The organism is Mycobacterium sp., from assembly GCF_035274705.1.
Classification (GTDB): Bacteria; Actinomycetota; Actinomycetes; order Mycobacteriales; family Mycobacteriaceae; genus Mycobacterium.
Genome location: NZ_DATENY010000040.1, coordinates 55,414 through 69,650 on the forward strand (window position 1 = coordinate 55,414; position 14,237 = coordinate 69,650).

Annotated in this window: 17 protein-coding genes and 1 pseudogene; 7 read left to right on the top strand and 11 right to left on the bottom strand. The window is 65.4% G+C overall.

Annotation, left to right across the window (positions count from 1 at the left end):
- Positions 1-2: 2 nt before the first annotated feature.
- The 5 genes and pseudogenes from VJV41_RS10645 to VJV41_RS10665 form a co-directional block, all read right to left on the bottom strand.
- Positions 3-269, bottom strand: a complete 267-nt coding sequence (locus VJV41_RS10645; RefSeq protein ID WP_325333412.1) for a F0F1 ATP synthase subunit C — start codon at positions 267-269, stop codon at positions 3-5.
- 70 nt (positions 270-339) lie between these two features.
- A complete protein-coding gene (locus VJV41_RS10650) occupies positions 340-810 on the bottom strand; it encodes a glycosyltransferase (RefSeq protein ID WP_325333414.1) in 471 nt (156 codons plus the stop codon).
- Entirely contained in the window at positions 807-1,436 is a 630-nt protein-coding gene (locus tag VJV41_RS10655) for a helix-turn-helix domain-containing protein (RefSeq protein WP_325333416.1), read from the bottom strand. Before VJV41_RS10655 ends, VJV41_RS10650 begins: the two co-directional genes overlap by 4 nt.
- Before the next feature lie 78 nt (positions 1,437-1,514).
- Positions 1,515-1,970, bottom strand: coding sequence for a hypothetical protein (locus VJV41_RS10660; RefSeq protein ID WP_325333418.1), 456 nt, complete (start codon positions 1,968-1,970; stop codon positions 1,515-1,517).
- An 87-nt stretch (positions 1,971-2,057) separates the two neighbouring features.
- Positions 2,058-2,544: pseudogene (locus tag VJV41_RS10665) on the bottom strand (GAF domain-containing protein); the annotation flags it as partial.
- Between the two features lie 199 nt (positions 2,545-2,743).
- Between VJV41_RS10665 and VJV41_RS10670 the strand changes: the two are divergent.
- The 4 genes from VJV41_RS10670 (at position 2,744) to VJV41_RS10685 (ending at position 7,009) form a co-directional block, all read left to right on the top strand.
- A complete protein-coding gene (locus VJV41_RS10670; RefSeq protein WP_325333420.1) occupies positions 2,744-3,958 on the top strand; it encodes an acetyl-CoA acetyltransferase in 1,215 nt (404 codons plus the stop codon).
- A 3-nt stretch (positions 3,959-3,961) separates the two neighbouring features.
- Positions 3,962-5,497, top strand: coding sequence for a carotenoid oxygenase family protein (locus tag VJV41_RS10675; RefSeq protein ID WP_325333422.1), 1,536 nt, complete (start codon positions 3,962-3,964; stop codon positions 5,495-5,497).
- A 63-nt stretch (positions 5,498-5,560) separates the two neighbouring features.
- The gene (locus tag VJV41_RS10680) at positions 5,561-6,418 is read left to right on the top strand and encodes a winged helix-turn-helix transcriptional regulator (protein ID WP_325333454.1); all 858 of its coding nucleotides are present in this window, start codon (positions 5,561-5,563) and stop codon (positions 6,416-6,418) included.
- 138 nt (positions 6,419-6,556) lie between these two features.
- Entirely contained in the window at positions 6,557-7,009 is a 453-nt protein-coding gene (locus VJV41_RS10685; protein ID WP_325333424.1) for an Hsp20/alpha crystallin family protein, read from the top strand.
- A 66-nt stretch (positions 7,010-7,075) separates the two neighbouring features.
- On the opposite strand, the gene VJV41_RS10690 is transcribed toward VJV41_RS10685, so the two are convergent.
- Positions 7,076-7,672: a GNAT family N-acetyltransferase gene (locus VJV41_RS10690; RefSeq protein ID WP_325333426.1), complete on the bottom strand. Its 597-nt coding sequence runs from the start codon at positions 7,670-7,672 to the stop codon at positions 7,076-7,078.
- Positions 7,669-8,103 (bottom strand): hypothetical protein, encoded by a 435-nt coding sequence (locus VJV41_RS10695; protein WP_325333429.1) that lies wholly within the window; start codon positions 8,101-8,103, stop codon positions 7,669-7,671. Before VJV41_RS10695 ends, VJV41_RS10690 begins: the two co-directional genes overlap by 4 nt.
- Before the next feature lie 63 nt (positions 8,104-8,166).
- Between VJV41_RS10695 and VJV41_RS10700 the strand changes: the two genes are divergently transcribed.
- Positions 8,167-8,613: a cupin domain-containing protein gene (locus tag VJV41_RS10700; protein ID WP_325333431.1), complete on the top strand. Its 447-nt coding sequence runs from the start codon at positions 8,167-8,169 to the stop codon at positions 8,611-8,613.
- Here the strand turns inward: VJV41_RS10700 and VJV41_RS10705 are convergent.
- Positions 8,603-9,331, bottom strand: coding sequence for a 3-keto-5-aminohexanoate cleavage protein (locus VJV41_RS10705; protein ID WP_325333433.1), 729 nt, complete (start codon positions 9,329-9,331; stop codon positions 8,603-8,605). The two genes, VJV41_RS10700 and VJV41_RS10705, sit on opposite strands and share 11 nt — an antisense overlap.
- Positions 9,332-9,383: 52 nt before the next feature.
- On the opposite strand from VJV41_RS10705, the gene VJV41_RS10710 reads away from it, so the two are divergent.
- Both VJV41_RS10710 and VJV41_RS10715 read left to right on the top strand, forming a co-directional pair.
- A complete protein-coding gene (locus VJV41_RS10710) occupies positions 9,384-11,099 on the top strand; it encodes an NAD-binding protein (RefSeq protein WP_325333435.1) in 1,716 nt (571 codons plus the stop codon).
- Positions 11,100-11,150: 51 nt separating this feature from the next.
- A complete protein-coding gene (locus VJV41_RS10715) occupies positions 11,151-11,525 on the top strand; it encodes a limonene-1,2-epoxide hydrolase family protein (RefSeq protein ID WP_325333437.1) in 375 nt (124 codons plus the stop codon).
- A gap of 3 nt (positions 11,526-11,528) precedes the next feature.
- Here VJV41_RS10715 and VJV41_RS10720 read toward each other — a convergent pair whose 3' ends face one another.
- The 3 genes from VJV41_RS10720 to VJV41_RS10730 all read right to left on the bottom strand — a co-directional run.
- Entirely contained in the window at positions 11,529-12,425 is an 897-nt protein-coding gene (locus VJV41_RS10720) for an amidohydrolase family protein (RefSeq protein ID WP_325333439.1), read from the bottom strand.
- A 134-nt stretch (positions 12,426-12,559) separates the two neighbouring features.
- The gene (locus tag VJV41_RS10725) at positions 12,560-13,993 is read right to left on the bottom strand and encodes an aldehyde dehydrogenase family protein (protein ID WP_325333441.1); all 1,434 of its coding nucleotides are present in this window, start codon (positions 13,991-13,993) and stop codon (positions 12,560-12,562) included.
- A 13-nt stretch (positions 13,994-14,006) separates the two neighbouring features.
- Positions 14,007-14,237 (bottom strand): thiamine pyrophosphate-dependent enzyme (locus VJV41_RS10730; protein ID WP_325333444.1); only part of this gene is annotated, 231 nt, incomplete at its 5' end.

Consider the following 14,237-nt stretch of genomic DNA (forward strand, 5'->3'; position numbering starts at 1 on the left):
ACCTACAACCCCGGCGTGGCGAAGACGAACAAGGCCATGAACGCGATGTTGATGAAGAACGCGGCTTCGACCAGGCCGACGGTGATCATGAAGGGAACGAACATCCGCTGTTGCGCCTCGGGCTGGCGTGCGACACCGGCGACGAGTTGGGCGCCAGCCATCCCGTCGCCAATGCCGGCTCCGACAGCGCCGCCGGCCATCATGACCCCACCCCCCAGCAGTGCTCCCGCGGTGATGATCGCGCGGACGATCTCGGGATCTGCGGCCATGGCTTCCTCCTAATGAGTGGATTGGTGGAGCAGAGAGTCGACGGTGGCGACCACACATCCGGCACCATCTTCAGCGGCGATACCAGCGGCGAGTTGCTTTGTGGTATACCGAAGTTGGCGGTCCCGTACTGCGATGCGGATGGCGTCGGCGAGCCTGTCCGCGGTGAGTGTGCGTTGCGCGACGGGATTCCTTTCGCCTCGGCGAGGGCATGGCCGGCCAACTCGGACAATGGTGGGAGCAGCAGTATGTCGGCCGGCACGTCACGCAAAGCATCGAAAAGCTGCTGAGCCATTTCCCGCATTCCGCTCGGCCCGAAGAGTTCCATGAACGCCTTTGCAGAGGCGTCAGCATGGTCGGTGCCAGGGGGAAGTCGACGGGCAGCTCACGAAACTCCAACCCGCAGGAGCTAATCAGGTCAGCGAATGGCGTGTACGCCGCCATCACCACCCGGTGACCGGCCTGCTGCAGACGCACCCCGACACCGGTGAGAGGGGCGACGTCCCCGCGGCTGCCAATCGCGGCTATGGCGATGGTGCTCATCGTGCCGCCTGTACAACGCGCGCGAATGTCGTCACCAGGTCCTCGCCATAATTGCGTACATCGAAGCCCGGATCGCGCAGAATCTTCTCCACCACGGCGTTGACTGCACCGCGCAGCGCGATTGCCGTGGAATCCACTGGGAAGTCACCGAATTCGCCGCTGTCTTGCCCGGCGCGCAGGATCGGCGCCGGATCGAGTATGGGCAATTGTTCGGCGATCTCAGGACTGAGGCCCAGCTCGTCAAATGGGCGCCCATCGCTGGGTTGGTAACTTGTCCCGAGCGATGCCAGGGCTAGCAGATGCGCCCGATAAGTGCCGAAATAGGCTATGCTGGAACGGATATAGGCGTTGAGCCTGCCCGTCGCTGTGGTCTCCGCTTCGAGCGCCGGCACGACTAGCGCGAGCGCCGAACGATACATCTCTTCCACGATGGCATCGACGAGATTGTCCTTGCTTCCGAAGTGGTAGAGCACCGCACTCGTCGCGATTCCGACCCGGTCGGCGATCTTGCGGACCGACGTCTGCGCGTAGCCCACCTCGGCTATCACCTCGATCGCGCACTTGACGATCTGCGCCTTGCGCGCGGTTCGGATGAACGACTCGGGCCGCTCATTTCTCGATCGCATGAGCCGACCATAGATTGGCCGGGCGGAAATTAGAACGACCGATCTAAAATCAGATCAGGTGATCTGTTGAGAGTTCCATCAACCGCGCGCCGCGGGATCCGCCGTCACATAGCACCGCCGGGTGTTGGTCATGATCAGCACTTCGGACACCGCGGCCTGGTCGATATCGGTGAACTCGAACAGGCGCAGTTCACTCGGGCCGAGCAGGGCGCGTTGCGCGCGATCGCTGCCCGTCGCGGTACGGACGAGGACAGTGACGGGCTCGGTGTCGTCGCTCGTGTGGGTGACAAGGATGCCCGCGCCGAAGGGGTTCGTCCCCCAGGCATCCGAAACCGGACATGGCGGGTTGCCGTCGGCGTTCGGTGGCAGCGCGGCTGTGTCGGCGCCGGCCTTGATCGCAACAGCCGCCGTCGGTGGCGCCGAAGCGACCGTATTGGCTACGTCGACGCGGTCCGTCGCAGTCTTCGGTCCGCAAGCCACGACCGTCGCGACGGCTGCCGCGGCGACGACGACTGCGGATATTCCGGTATACACAAGCCCCCCTGGCATACAGCCCCGACAAGAACGTCATACCCGCTTACGGGCGCGTCAACCAACGTTTCTGGCAGATTTGTCAGGCGTCGCCGCGGCCGCGTGTGCCGCGAGAATCACGCCGATCGTTTCGGCCCACCCGTCAAACGCGTTGGCCTTGAAAGCAAATAGGTTCAGCGCACCTGCCGTCCGATCGCTGGTGTACAGCTTGAGCGACAACCCGCTCAGTACTCCGATCTCCACGCATGCGGCCGAGTACCGCAGGCCAGCGTCGCTCCTCGCGGAAGTCGTCGGTGCGCACGATCACGTCGTCGAGCGCCGCCTGCACACATGGCCCCTCGTTGTATGTCATCTGCAGCTCATCCAACTGACACGGCAGGTCGGACGTGTTGGCGAGCGACTCGAACTTCCCGCGCGAGCCGATCAACAGCACGCCGGCTGTGTCGACTCCTGGTATCAATTCCAGCGCGGTGGACGTCACGTCGGACAACACGTCGGTGAGGTTGCGTGGCGCCGCGGAAGCACGCGCCAGCTCAGCCATTCGCTGAGCGAGGTCGTGGTTTCCCGGTTGCGCCATGCCAAAAGGCTTCCCGTTGTCACACGACGATATGCAGACGTTTGTCATTCGTCTCTAGCGGCAATGCCCCAGTAGGCGGGCGCGATGGTCGACTATCACGCGCGCTGAGGTCTCGTCGGTTCAGACCAGGAGCCGGCGGGGCCGACCCCTTTTAGTGAACGCGGCAAGTCACTCTCTTAGTTGTAGTAGCGTGCGGGTCATGGGCACGGCCAACGTCTGGATCCTCGGCGGCTATCAAAGCGACTTCGCGCGCAACCTGAGCAGGGAGGGCCATGACTTCGCCGACCTGACTGCCGAAGTCGTGAATGCCACACTCGCGGCCGCCAAGCGCGACGCCGCGGACATCGAAGTCATCCACGTCGCCAATGCCTTCGGCGAGATGTTCACGCGCCAAGGCCATCTCGGCGCGATGCCGGCCAGCGTCAACGACGGGCTCTGGGACACGCCGGCCTCTCGCCACGAGGCCGCATGCGCATCCGGCAGCGTCGCGACGCTCGCGGCGATCGCCGATCTGCGGTCCGGCGCCTATCGCACCGCACTCGTCGTCGGTGTCGAACTCGAGAAGACCGTGCCCGGCGACACCGCCGCGCAGCACCTCGGCGCCGCCGCCTGGACCGACCACGAGGGCGCCGACGCCAAGTTCATGTGGCCCTACATGTTCGACCGGGTAGCCGAGGAATACGACCGCCGCTACGGAATCGACGAGTCCCATCTCCGGGCCATCGCCCAGCTGAACTTCGCCAACGCGCGGTCCAATCCCAACGCGCAGACCCGTGCATGGACCGTGCCCGATCCGCTCGGCGCCGACGACGAGATCAACCCGGTGATCGAGGGCAGACTGCGCCGGTTCGACTGCAGTCAGATGACCGACGGCGGCGCCGGCGTCATCCTGGTCACCGACGACTATTTGCGCGACCACCCCGGACTGCGACCGCTCGGCCGAATCGACGGATGGGGCCACCGCACCGTCGGGCTCGGGCTGCAACAGAAGCTCGACCGCTACACCGACGATCCCTATGTAATGCCCCACGTGCGCAAGGCGGTGCTCGACGCGTTCAACCGCGCGCAGGTGACGCTCGACGGCGTCGACGGCTTCGAGGTGCACGACTGCTTCACGCCCAGCGAGTATCTGGCCATCGACCACATCGGGTTGACCGGGCCCGGCGAATCGTGGAAGGCGATCGAGAACAACGAGATCGAGATTGGCGGGCGCCTGCCGATCAACCCCAGCGGCGGGCTGATCGGCGGCGGCCATCCCGTCGGCGCCTCGGGCGTGCGCATGCTGGTCGACGCGGCAAAACAGGTCAGCGGCGACGCCGGCGATTATCAAGTCGAGGGGGCAAAGACGTTCGGCACGCTGAACTTCGGCGGAAGCACAGCGACCACAGTCAGCTTCATCGTGAGCGGAGTCTAGAAGATGGACGCAACAAACCCAGCGATCGTCGCCAAATTTCTCTCCACGCTGCCAGAAGACGACGACCACCCGTACCGGACCGGCCCCTGGCGTCCGCAGACCACCGAGTGGGACGCCGACGACCTGACTGCCGTCGAAGGTGTGATTCCAACCGATCTCGACGGTGTGTACCTGCGCAACACCGAGAACCCGCTGCACCCCGCGCTCAAGGCGTATCACCCGTTCGACGGCGACGGCATGGTGCACGTCGTCGGTTTCCGCGATGGAAAAGCCTTCTACCGCAACAGGTTTATCCGTACCGACGGCTTACTGGCGGAGAACGAGGCGGGCGGGCCGCTGTGGCCCGGCCTGGCCGAGCCCGTCGACCTGGCCAAGCGAGACCACGGCTGGGGCGCCCGCGGCCTGATGAAGGACGCGTCGAGCACTGACGTGATCGTGCACCGCGGCACCGCCTTGACGAGCTTTTACCAGTGCGGTGACCTGTACCGCCTCGACCCGTATACCGCAGACAACCGGGGCAAGGAATCGTGGAACGGCGCCTTTCCCCTCGACTGGGGTGTGTCGGCGCATCCCAAGGTCGACGAAAGGACAGGCGAGCTGCTGTTCTTCAACTACAGCAAGCGGGCGCCGTACATGCACTACGGAGTCGTCGATGCAAACAACGATCTGGTGCACTACGTCGACGTGCCACTGCCGGGCCCGCGGTTGCCCCACGACATGGCGTTCACCGAAAACTATGTGATCCTCAACGACTTTCCGTTGTTCTGGGAACCGTCCTACCTCGAACGCAACGCGCACGTCGCACGCTTCCACCGCGACATGCCGTCACGCTTCGCGGTCATCCCCCGGCGCGGCTCCGACATCAGGTGGTTCGAAGCCGAGCCGACCTTCGTGCTGCACTTCACCAACGCCTACGAGGACGGCGACGAGATCGTGCTCGACGGCTTCTTCCAGGGTGATCCTGAACCGGCCGACAATGGCATGGGCAACAAGTGGGAGCGCGCATTCAGATTCCTTGCGCTGGACCGCATGCAGGCGCGGTTGCACCGTTGGCGGTTCAATCTGATCACTGGCGCAGTGTCCGAAGAACAGCTCTCCGACAGCATCACCGAGTTCGGCATGATCAACGCCGGCTACGCCGGAGCCAACTACCGCTACACCTACGCCGCGACGGGTAAGCCGTCGTGGTTCCTGTTCGACGGGCTGGTCAAACACGACCTGGTGACGGGGTCCGAGGAGCGGTTCGCTTTCGACGACGGGGTGTACGGCAGCGAGACCGCGATGGCACCTCGGGCGAGCGTCGCCGGCCAACCGGCTCCCGGCGAAGACGACGGATACCTGGTGACGCTGACCACCGATATGAACGCCGACGCCTCGTACTGCCTGGTGTTCGACGCCGCCCGGTTCACCGACGGGCCTGTGTGCAAACTGGCCCTACCCGAGCGCATTTCGAGCGGCACCCATTCGACCTGGGCGCCCGGTGCGGAATTGCGGCGCTGGCGTGATGCGGACACCGCCGCCGCCGCGATCGGGCTGTAGGTGGAGCAGTCGGGCTCGCGCCCAACGGAATTGGCGGCGGGTGACACCAACGCCGTCGGCCGGATGCTCGGGCTGCTCGGGGACGAGTGGACGCTACTTGTAGTTCAGCAGGCGTTGTTGGGCGCATCCAGGTACGGCGAGTTCAAGGACCGGCTGCCGATCTCGCACTCGGTGCTCACCCGCCGGCTGCAGTCGTTAACCAACGATGGGCTGCTGGAAAGACGTGTCTACCAGACGAATCCGACCCGCTCGGAGTACGTCGTCACCGCGCGCGGCCGGTCGCTGTGGCCGGTGTTGCTGTCGATCTGGGAGTGGGAGCGGCATTGGGTGCCCGATCATTCCGAGCGTCTGCCTGGCATGCGCCACATCGCATGTGGAGCCGACTTCGTCCCGCTGCTGCTGTGCCGCTCCTGTGGCGAGACCGCCAGCGAGAAGGACGTCGTCGCGCGTTGGGGTCCTAGCGGTTCATGGCCGCGGTCGGTGCCGGCGGCCTCGACACGACGCCGCTCAGGGAGCGGTCAGCGCGACGCCGCAGCCGGGCTGTTCCCGCAGACGATGAGCGTGATGGGCAATCGCTGGGCGTTCGCGCTACTGGTCGCCGCATTCGTCGGCGTCAGCCGGTTCACCGACTTCCAGACACAACTGGGCGCGCCGCCCGGGTCGATCGCCGACCGGCTGTCGATCTTCGTGGCCAACGGCGTCTTGGCCGCCGCGGACAACCGATACCGGCTCACCGAAAAAGGCCGGGCGTTCTTTCCCGTGCTCGTGTCGGCACTGGAGTGGGCGCAACGGTGGTTCCAGGCGCCCGAGGGCCGGGCGGTGATCCTCGACCACACGAGCTGCGGCCGGCGCTTCGGCGCATTGCTGGTGTGCGAGCAGTGCACCGGGAAGCTGAGCGGGGCGCAGGTCGAGGCGGTCTAGTTCAGCCGGTCGACGAGGAACTTGGGACCGAAATTCTTCTGGCACTCCCACAGCGAGAGTGCTAATGTCGCAGGTGCACAGTGATTTAGCTGCCCGCCAGGGTGGCGGGCTCTGAGGTGACGTAGGAGGTGGATTGCTGTGCTTCGCTTTGATCCCTTCAGTGACCTTGACGCTTGGACCCGGGGCCTGCTGGGCAGCAGCCAAGCAGGATCAAGTCGCACCCCGCGGTTCATGCCGATGGATCTGTGCAAGATCGATGACCACTACGTGCTGACCGCCGACCTACCCGGCGTAGACCCCGGTTCGGTCGACGTCAACGTCGACAACGGCACCTTGACCATCTCGGCGCATCGCACCGCCCGTTCCGAGGACGCCGTTCAGTGGCTGGCCAACGAGAGGTTCTTCGGCACCTATCGGCGCCAGTTGTCCCTCGGCGAGGGCATCGACGCGTCCGCCATCTCAGCGACATATGAGAACGGCGTGCTGACGGTGACCATCCCGATGGCCGAACGCGCCAAGCCGCGCAAGATCGACGTCGCGCATGGCGGCGGCCAGAGATCCATCGAAACGACCACCGTCGACTCCGAATAACGAAGTGCCGATGGCAGGTTCGCGGTGGGGCGTCCCCGTCACCGCGAACCTGCCGCCAGCGCGCCTTCAGCCGGTGCGGTCCAACCGAAATCGCAGGTTGTTGCGCACCGCCGGCCATTCGATGTCGAGGATCGAGTACACGACGGTGTCGCGGCGCGACCCGTCGGGCAGCACCTGATGGCTGCGCAGCACCCCGTCCAGCTTTGCACCCAGCCGCTCGATGGCCGCACGGCTGGTGGAGTTGAAGAAATGCGTGCGGAATTCGACTGCGACACAAGCTAACTCGTCGAACGCATACCCGAGCATCAGCAGCTTCGTCTCACTGTTGACGCCGCTGCGCCGAGCCGCCTTCACGTACCACGTGTTACCGATCTCCAACCGGCGGTTGGCGGCGTCGACGTTCAAGTAGCTCGACGACCCCACGAGTGTCCCGTCGAGTCGGCGCACGACGAACGTCAGGCCCTCGTCAGGCTTCTGCGCCGCCAACCGAGTCTCCACCCAGCGCTCGACAGCGCCTGCCTCCGGCGCGCGGGTGAACCACAGATCGCCCAGCTCGCCGTCAGCGGCCGCCTCGGCGATCTCTGGAATGTGCTCGCGGGTAAGCGGTTCCAGCGTGACCCATCGCTGACCTGCCAGCTTGACCGGTTGGACGAAACCGCTCATGACGCGCGTGCCATCGCCGCCCAGGCCGCCACCATCGTCCACACCGACAGGAGCACCGCGACGGCCGACACCGCCACGCCGACATAGAGCCCGTAGCCCGCGGACACCGGCGGGTAGACGTAGAGCCGGTAGTACCACACCGTCAGCACCACCAACAGCACCGAGATCGCCAACGCCGTCGTTGACGCCAGCCGCGTCGACAGCCCGCGCGCGGCCATCGCGCCCGCGACGATCAGCATCGACGCCAGCAAGACAATCAACTGCCCGACGCCGAAACCCGGCGGCGGGACCGGCATGGTGCCGACGATTCCACCGATCGCGTTGGCGTGCCCTCCCCCGTCGGCCCTACTGGTGAGCCACGGCAGCCATGCGCTGACTGCCAGGATCGCCGCGCACAACACGACCAGCCAACCGGGGCGCAGGCGTGCCATGCGATGAGAGTATCGGTTCAGTTCTCTAGTGTTGTGTTGCCAAACCGATCGAGGGGGAACGTGATGAGCGAACTTCCGGACTGGGCCCGCCGGCTCGACCTGTCCCCGCATCCCGAGGGTGGCTGGTTCAAGGAGACGTGGCGCAGCGGGCTGACGATGCCTCAATCCGCGCTTCCGCCCGACTACACCGGCCCGCGCAGCGCAGGAACGGCAATCCTGTTCCTGCTCATGCCCGGTCAGCAATCGGCGTGGCATACCGTTCGCAGCGCGGAACTGTGGCTGTACCACTTCGGCGGACCGCTGCTTCTACAGGTTGGACCCGAACAGGAAGGTGCCACAACGCATCTGCTCGGCGCCGACATTCTCGGCGGCGAACAACCGCAATTCGTTGTGCCACCTGGTCATTGGCAGCGGGCCCGTCCCCGCGACGACAAGCCCTGTCTGGTCAGTTGTGTGGTGATTCCCGGATTCGACTTCGCCGACTTCGCATTGGCGGCGCCTACCGACTGAGCAGCTGCACCGCAGCGGACACCAGGGCCGCGTTGTCCGGGGCCGTCGACCCGTCAGGCAGCCGCAGCGTGTCCTCGAGGCCGATGCGGGTCTGCACGCCGCGCGTCCCGGCGTGTTGCAGCAGCGGCCAACAGCTTTCGTCCAACCCGTGCAGCAACACCGGCGCCGGCGAGCCGGCCGCCAACACCTGGCTAAGCAGGTCGTCGGCGGTCGCGATATCGCCGTCGCCGGAAAGTTCGATCATCACCCGCATACAGTGCCGGGCGACTTCGGATGCCGCCCACGACGCGGCCGCCGCGGCGTGGAAAATGCCACACTCGACGCCGAGTCCTTTACTCAACAACAGCCGGGCGAGGTCCTCCGAGCCGGGTTCGTGCCAGTTCACCGACGCGAAGTCGGGCAACACCGACCACCCGTCGACGGCCTGCATCCGTGCCTCGGCGTCCGGCAGCGCCCAGAATCCCGTCGTCACGCCCAATGGCAGGCCGGGTGCCGCGTGCCGCACAGCCGACACCGCGGCGTCGACGACTTCGGGCAGGAGCGAATCGACGCCGTCGGCCGTCTTCGGATGCATATGGACCGCCTTGGCGCCCGCCCGGTGCGCTGCAACCGCCTCGGCGGCCAACTGCTCGGGCGTGACCGGCAGGTTCGGGTGCTGGTCAGGGGTGCGAGCGCCGTTGATGCACGCCTTCACGTAGATCTTGGGGCTGGGGGGCATGAGTCCATCTTCGCCCCTCGCGAGCGGGTTTTCCGCAGTAGCGTTCTGGGTCATGCGGGGCCACATCATCGTTTGCGGCGACGATCCGCTCGGGATGCGGATCGTCGAAGAATTGAACAGCGCCGGCACGGGCGTCGTGACCTTACAAGCACCGGAGGGTCTGGCCGAGGCGGGGATCGCCGATGCCGAGGCCGTGATCTGTGCCGACGACGACGACGAGCTGAACCTCGAAATCGCCTTGCTGGCAAGGCAAGCCAACCCCCACGTCAGGGTCGTTGCGCGGCTCGCCAACACGGTGCTGCGCCTGGCGATGGCAGAGGGAAACGGTGCAGGCGCCATCCTCGACGTCGCCGACCTGGCCGCGCCATCGGTGGTCGAGGCGTGCCTGTCCCGCACCACGCACACGATTTCGGTCGCTGGCATCGACTTCGTCGTCTCCGGAACCGAAGCCACGCAGGATGCCACGTTGCGCGAGATGTATGGCGACCTCGCGCCCGTTGCGGTCATCGGCGGCGAGAAATCCGACACACCCGGTGAGGTCGTCGCCTGTCCCGGCCGCGATTTCCGGGTTTGCGAGGGCGACTGGACCGCGATGATCGGCACCGCCGACGAACTGGTCGGGCAGGGCATCAAGGTGCCAAGACCGCTGTCACACCGAAAGGGCCGGCGGCCACCGATCCGACGGTTGATGGACGCCATCCGCGCCTTCCGCGACGACATCAACCCGATGTTCTACCGGGCGCTGGCCGTGTCGGCGACGCTGCTCCTCGGCTCGACCATCATGCTGCGGTTCGCCTACCGATACCCGGGGATGGACTGGGTGGATGCCCTGTACTTCTCCACCGAGACCATCGCCACTGTCGGCTATGGCGACTTCAACTTCCTCGACCAGCCCGTGTGGTTACGGCTGTGGGGCGTGGTAATGATGTTCGCGGGCGTCTTCACTACCGCGATTGTGGTGGCGTTCGTCGCCGACGTGTTGCTCTCACGCCGGTTGGCGCATGCGGCGAGCCGGCAGAAAGTCCGGCATCTGCGCAACCACGTCGTCGTGGTGGGGCTCGGCTCGTTCGGCATCCGGGTCGCCAGTGACCTCAAGTCCGCCGGCTACGACGTGGCCGTCATCGAGCGCAACGAGGACAACCGCTACGTGTCAACCGCCGCCAGGCTCGGCGTGCCGGTGATCTTCGGTGACGCGACACTGCGCCAGACCCTCGAGGCAGCACGCGCTGGAGAGGCCCGCGCGATCGCGGTGCTGACCCAGGATGACATGGTCAACATCGAAACCGGCATCGTGCTGCGCGAAATGCTGGGGCCACGTGTGATACCCGAAGTCGTCCGGCCCGATGTGCCGATCGTGCTGCGCGTGTACGACCGGACGCTGGGCGATGCCGTCGCGCAGCGATTCGACTTCGACTCCGTGCGATCCACGGTCGACCTCGCGACGCCATGGTTCATCGGTGCAGCGATGGGCCTGTGGGTGATGAGCACGTTTTCGGTCGGACAGCGTTCGTTCATGGTGGGCGCGTTGCATGTCCAGCCCGGAAGCGAACTCGACGGGCGGCGGATGTTCGAGTTGGGGACGCAAGTCCGGGTCATCGCGATCGCCCGCGACGACGCGCCACTCAAGGTGCACCCGCGCCGGGATGCCCGCCTCATCGGCGGCGACACCGCCTATCTGATCGGGCCGTACCGAGAGCTCCTGAGCACCCTGCGCAAAGGTCAGGGCGCCCAGCGGCCCGATCTCACTGATTCAGAGAAGACAGGTTGAAACTCGCGGCCCCTGGGGTCGGCGACGGTCGGCGCGCAGTAGCGTGAGGCCATGACACGTTCTGCCGACGAACTGGTGACCGAATTCTGCAAGCTGTGGGCCTCGCCCAATCCCGAGGAGATGGCCAGCTACTTCACGGACGATGCCATCTACCACAACATTCCGATGGACCCCGTGCAGGGACCCGAGGCCATCAAGGAGTTCATCGCCGGCTTTCTCGGGGTGTTCGACGGCATCGATTTCAACGTGCACCGTCAGATCAGCAATGGCGCGTTGGTGATGAACGAACGCACAGACGTGATGCGCCGTAAGGACGGCGGCCAGGTCGCACTCCCGGTGATGGGTGTCTTCGAGGTGCAAGGCGACCGGATCGCGGCCTGGCGTGACTACTTCGACATGGCGTCCATCGCCAACGCGCTCAGCTAGGGCCTATGGCTTGACGCCGAGCACTCGAAGCGCGTTTTCCTTGAGGATCAGCCGGGCGACTTCGGGGTCGATCTCGAGTCCCTCGAAGTCCCGGCGCCAACGGTCCAGCTTGATGTACGGGTAATCGGTGCCGAACAGCACCTTCGTGCGCAGCTGCCGGGCGATGGCGTGCACCAGCTGCGGCGGAAAGTACTTCGGCGACCAGCCGGACAGGTCGATATAGACGTTGGCCTTGTGCGTGGCGATCGAGATCTGCGAGTCCACCCACGGCACCGCCGGATGGGCCATCACGATCGTCAGCTCAGGGAAGTCGGCGGCGACGTCGTCGAGCAGCATGGGATCGGAGTACCGCAACTTGATGCGATGGCCGCCTGGCAATCCGGCGCCGATGCCCGTCTGCCCGGTGTGAAACAGCGCAGGCACATTCGCCTCCGCGATCGCTTCGTAGATCGGATAGAAGCGGCGGTCGTTGGGCTCGAAGGCCTGCATGCTGGGGTGGAATTTGAAGCCCTTCACGCCGTACTCGCGAACCAGCTCGTGGACGCGATGCACCGCGCGTCTCTCATGCCACGGGTCGACGCTGCCGAACGGGATCAGCACGTCGTTGTTGCGGATTGCGCCGGCGACGAGGTCTTCGACGGAGTTCGGCACGTGTCTCATTGATGTGCGCGCGTCGATGGTGAAGACCACCGCGGCCGTGTTGTGCCGCCGGTACTCGTCGGCGAGCGCGTCGACGCTCGACAACGCCCCGGGTCCCATCTTGAAGTACTTTCCCACGGCTTCGACCAGTTCATCGTCGTAGGCCTTGTGGCCGTGACCGTCCACCTCCACGTGGGTGTGGATGTCGATCGCGGCGACGCGGCCGAAATCGATTCCGTATTCGTACTTTTCGCCGGGCATCCCAAGAGTGTTGCGCCGAGAGTGCGGTTCTTGACGGATTTGAGCCGATTTTCGTCATAATCCGTACTCTCGGCGACCAACGGAGGCGGATCGGCCGCTAATTCCTCTGCACTAAGGTCCATTCCACCGCTGCTCTACTGAACGGCCTCTGGCGCGTAGCCCAGCGCGGCCTTGACCTCCAGGTACTCGTGGAATCCGAATTCGCTCCACTCGCGCCCGTTGCCGCTGCGCTTGTAACCACCGAAGGGCGCGTTCATATCGAAGGCGTGGTTGATCGCCACAGAGCCTGCACGGATCCGGCGCGCCACCTCACGCGCCTTGTCGAGGTCGGCCGCCGAAACATAGCCGGCCAGACCGTAATCCGTGTCGTTGGCGATCTCGACGGCCTGGTCGAGGTCGTCGTAGCCGAGGATGCACAACACCGGGCCGAAGATCTCCTCGCGGGCGATGGTCATGTCGTTGGTGACATGGGCGAACACGGTCGGCCTGACGTAGTAGCCCGCCTCGATTCCGTCTGGCCGCCCCGGCCCACCAACGGCGACGGTGGCGCCCTCGTCGATGCCCGTCTGGATCAGCCCCTGGATCTTGTCGAACTGTGCCTTCGACGCGACCGGTCCGATCGCGGATTTTTCGTTCGGATCGCCAACCTTCACCTGCTCGGCGGTGGCCGTGGCGACCGTGATGGCTTCGTCCATGCGGGAGTTGGGCACCAGCATGCGCGACGGCGCATTACAGCTCTGGCCGCTGTTCATCATCATCACCGACACGCCCGCGGTCACGCTCTTGGCGAAGTCCTCGTCGTCGAGCACGATGTTCGGACTCTTGCCGCCGAGTTCTTGCGTCACCCGCTTGACCGTCGGCGCGGCGTTGCGTGCGACGTCGACACCTGCCCGGGTCGAGCCCGTGAACGACACCATGTCGATGTCTGGATGGCTCGACAGCGCCGCGCCAACACCCGGCCCATCACCGTAAACAAGGTTGTACACGCCCGCCGGAACACCTGCGGCGTCGATGATTTCGGTAAAGATCTGCGCGGAGTACGGCGCGACCTCCGACGGTTTGAGGACCATCGTGCAGCCGGTCGCCAGCGCCGGGTACACCTTGACCGCGATCTGGTTGATCGGCCAATTCCACGGCGTGATCAACCCGCACACACCGATCGGCTCCTTCACTACGAGCGTGGAGCCGTGCTGCTCCTCGAATTCGTAGTTCTTCAGCACGTCGATAGCCGTGACGAGGTGACCGAGGCCGAGGTTCACCTGCGGGCCGGCCGCGAGTGATGCCGGGGCGCCCATCTCCTCGGTCACCGCTACGGCGAGGTCGGCGGCGCGCTTCTGATATTCGGCGAGGATCGCCTGCAACACGTCCAGGCGTTCTTCCCGGCTCGTCTGTGACCAGGAGGCAAACGCCTTTCGCGCCGCCTTCACCGCCTTGTCGACATCGGCCGCCGCGCCGAGCGCGATCTTGCCGGAGACCCGCTCGGTGGTCGGATTGTCGACGTCGAGGGACTTCGGCTCGACCGGATCGACCCAGTGGCCGTCGATGTAGAACTTGAGATATTCGCGCATGGCCCTACCCTTTCTACTGCGTGCCTTCGGCGTACCAGGTTCTGAATTCGTCGTACTTCGGCACCTCCTCCGAGTTGGCCTCGGGGTCGATGCAGACGTGCACGACGGCGGTCTTGCCGCTGGCGAAGGCCCGCTCGATGGCCGGGCCGATCTCGTCCTCCTTTTCGACGTACTCGCCGTGGCAGCCGAAGCCCTCGGCGATCTTGTCGAACCGGACATCCTTGCTCCAGTGCACGCCGGGCTG

What these genes read in the sequence shown, in the direction of transcription:
- VJV41_RS10675 (WP_325333422.1), top strand. Translation starts at nt 3,962, where the DNA reads ATGGACGCAACAAACCCAGCGATCGTCGCCAAATTTCTCTCCACGCTG.
- VJV41_RS10645 (WP_325333412.1), bottom strand. Translation starts at nt 269, where the DNA reads ATGGCCGCAGATCCCGAGATCGTCCGCGCGATCATCACCGCGGGAGCA.
- VJV41_RS10650 (WP_325333414.1), bottom strand. Translation starts at nt 810, where the DNA reads ATGAGCACCATCGCCATAGCCGCGATTGGCAGCCGCGGGGACGTCGCC.
- VJV41_RS10690 (WP_325333426.1), bottom strand. Translation starts at nt 7,672, where the DNA reads ATGAGCGGTTTCGTCCAACCGGTCAAGCTGGCAGGTCAGCGATGGGTC.
- VJV41_RS10720 (WP_325333439.1), bottom strand. Translation starts at nt 12,425, where the DNA reads ATGCCCGGCGAAAAGTACGAATACGGAATCGATTTCGGCCGCGTCGCC.
- VJV41_RS10715 (WP_325333437.1), top strand. Translation starts at nt 11,151, where the DNA reads ATGACACGTTCTGCCGACGAACTGGTGACCGAATTCTGCAAGCTGTGG.
- VJV41_RS10680 (WP_325333454.1), top strand. Translation starts at nt 5,561, where the DNA reads ATGCTCGGGCTGCTCGGGGACGAGTGGACGCTACTTGTAGTTCAGCAG.
- VJV41_RS10705 (WP_325333433.1), bottom strand. Translation starts at nt 9,331, where the DNA reads ATGCCCCCCAGCCCCAAGATCTACGTGAAGGCGTGCATCAACGGCGCT.
- VJV41_RS10670 (WP_325333420.1), top strand. Translation starts at nt 2,744, where the DNA reads ATGGGCACGGCCAACGTCTGGATCCTCGGCGGCTATCAAAGCGACTTC.
- VJV41_RS10725 (WP_325333441.1), bottom strand. Translation starts at nt 13,993, where the DNA reads ATGCGCGAATATCTCAAGTTCTACATCGACGGCCACTGGGTCGATCCG.
- VJV41_RS10655 (WP_325333416.1), bottom strand. Translation starts at nt 1,436, where the DNA reads ATGCGATCGAGAAATGAGCGGCCCGAGTCGTTCATCCGAACCGCGCGC.
- VJV41_RS10710 (WP_325333435.1), top strand. Translation starts at nt 9,384, where the DNA reads ATGCGGGGCCACATCATCGTTTGCGGCGACGATCCGCTCGGGATGCGG.
- VJV41_RS10700 (WP_325333431.1), top strand. Translation starts at nt 8,167, where the DNA reads ATGAGCGAACTTCCGGACTGGGCCCGCCGGCTCGACCTGTCCCCGCAT.
- VJV41_RS10695 (WP_325333429.1), bottom strand. Translation starts at nt 8,103, where the DNA reads ATGGCACGCCTGCGCCCCGGTTGGCTGGTCGTGTTGTGCGCGGCGATC.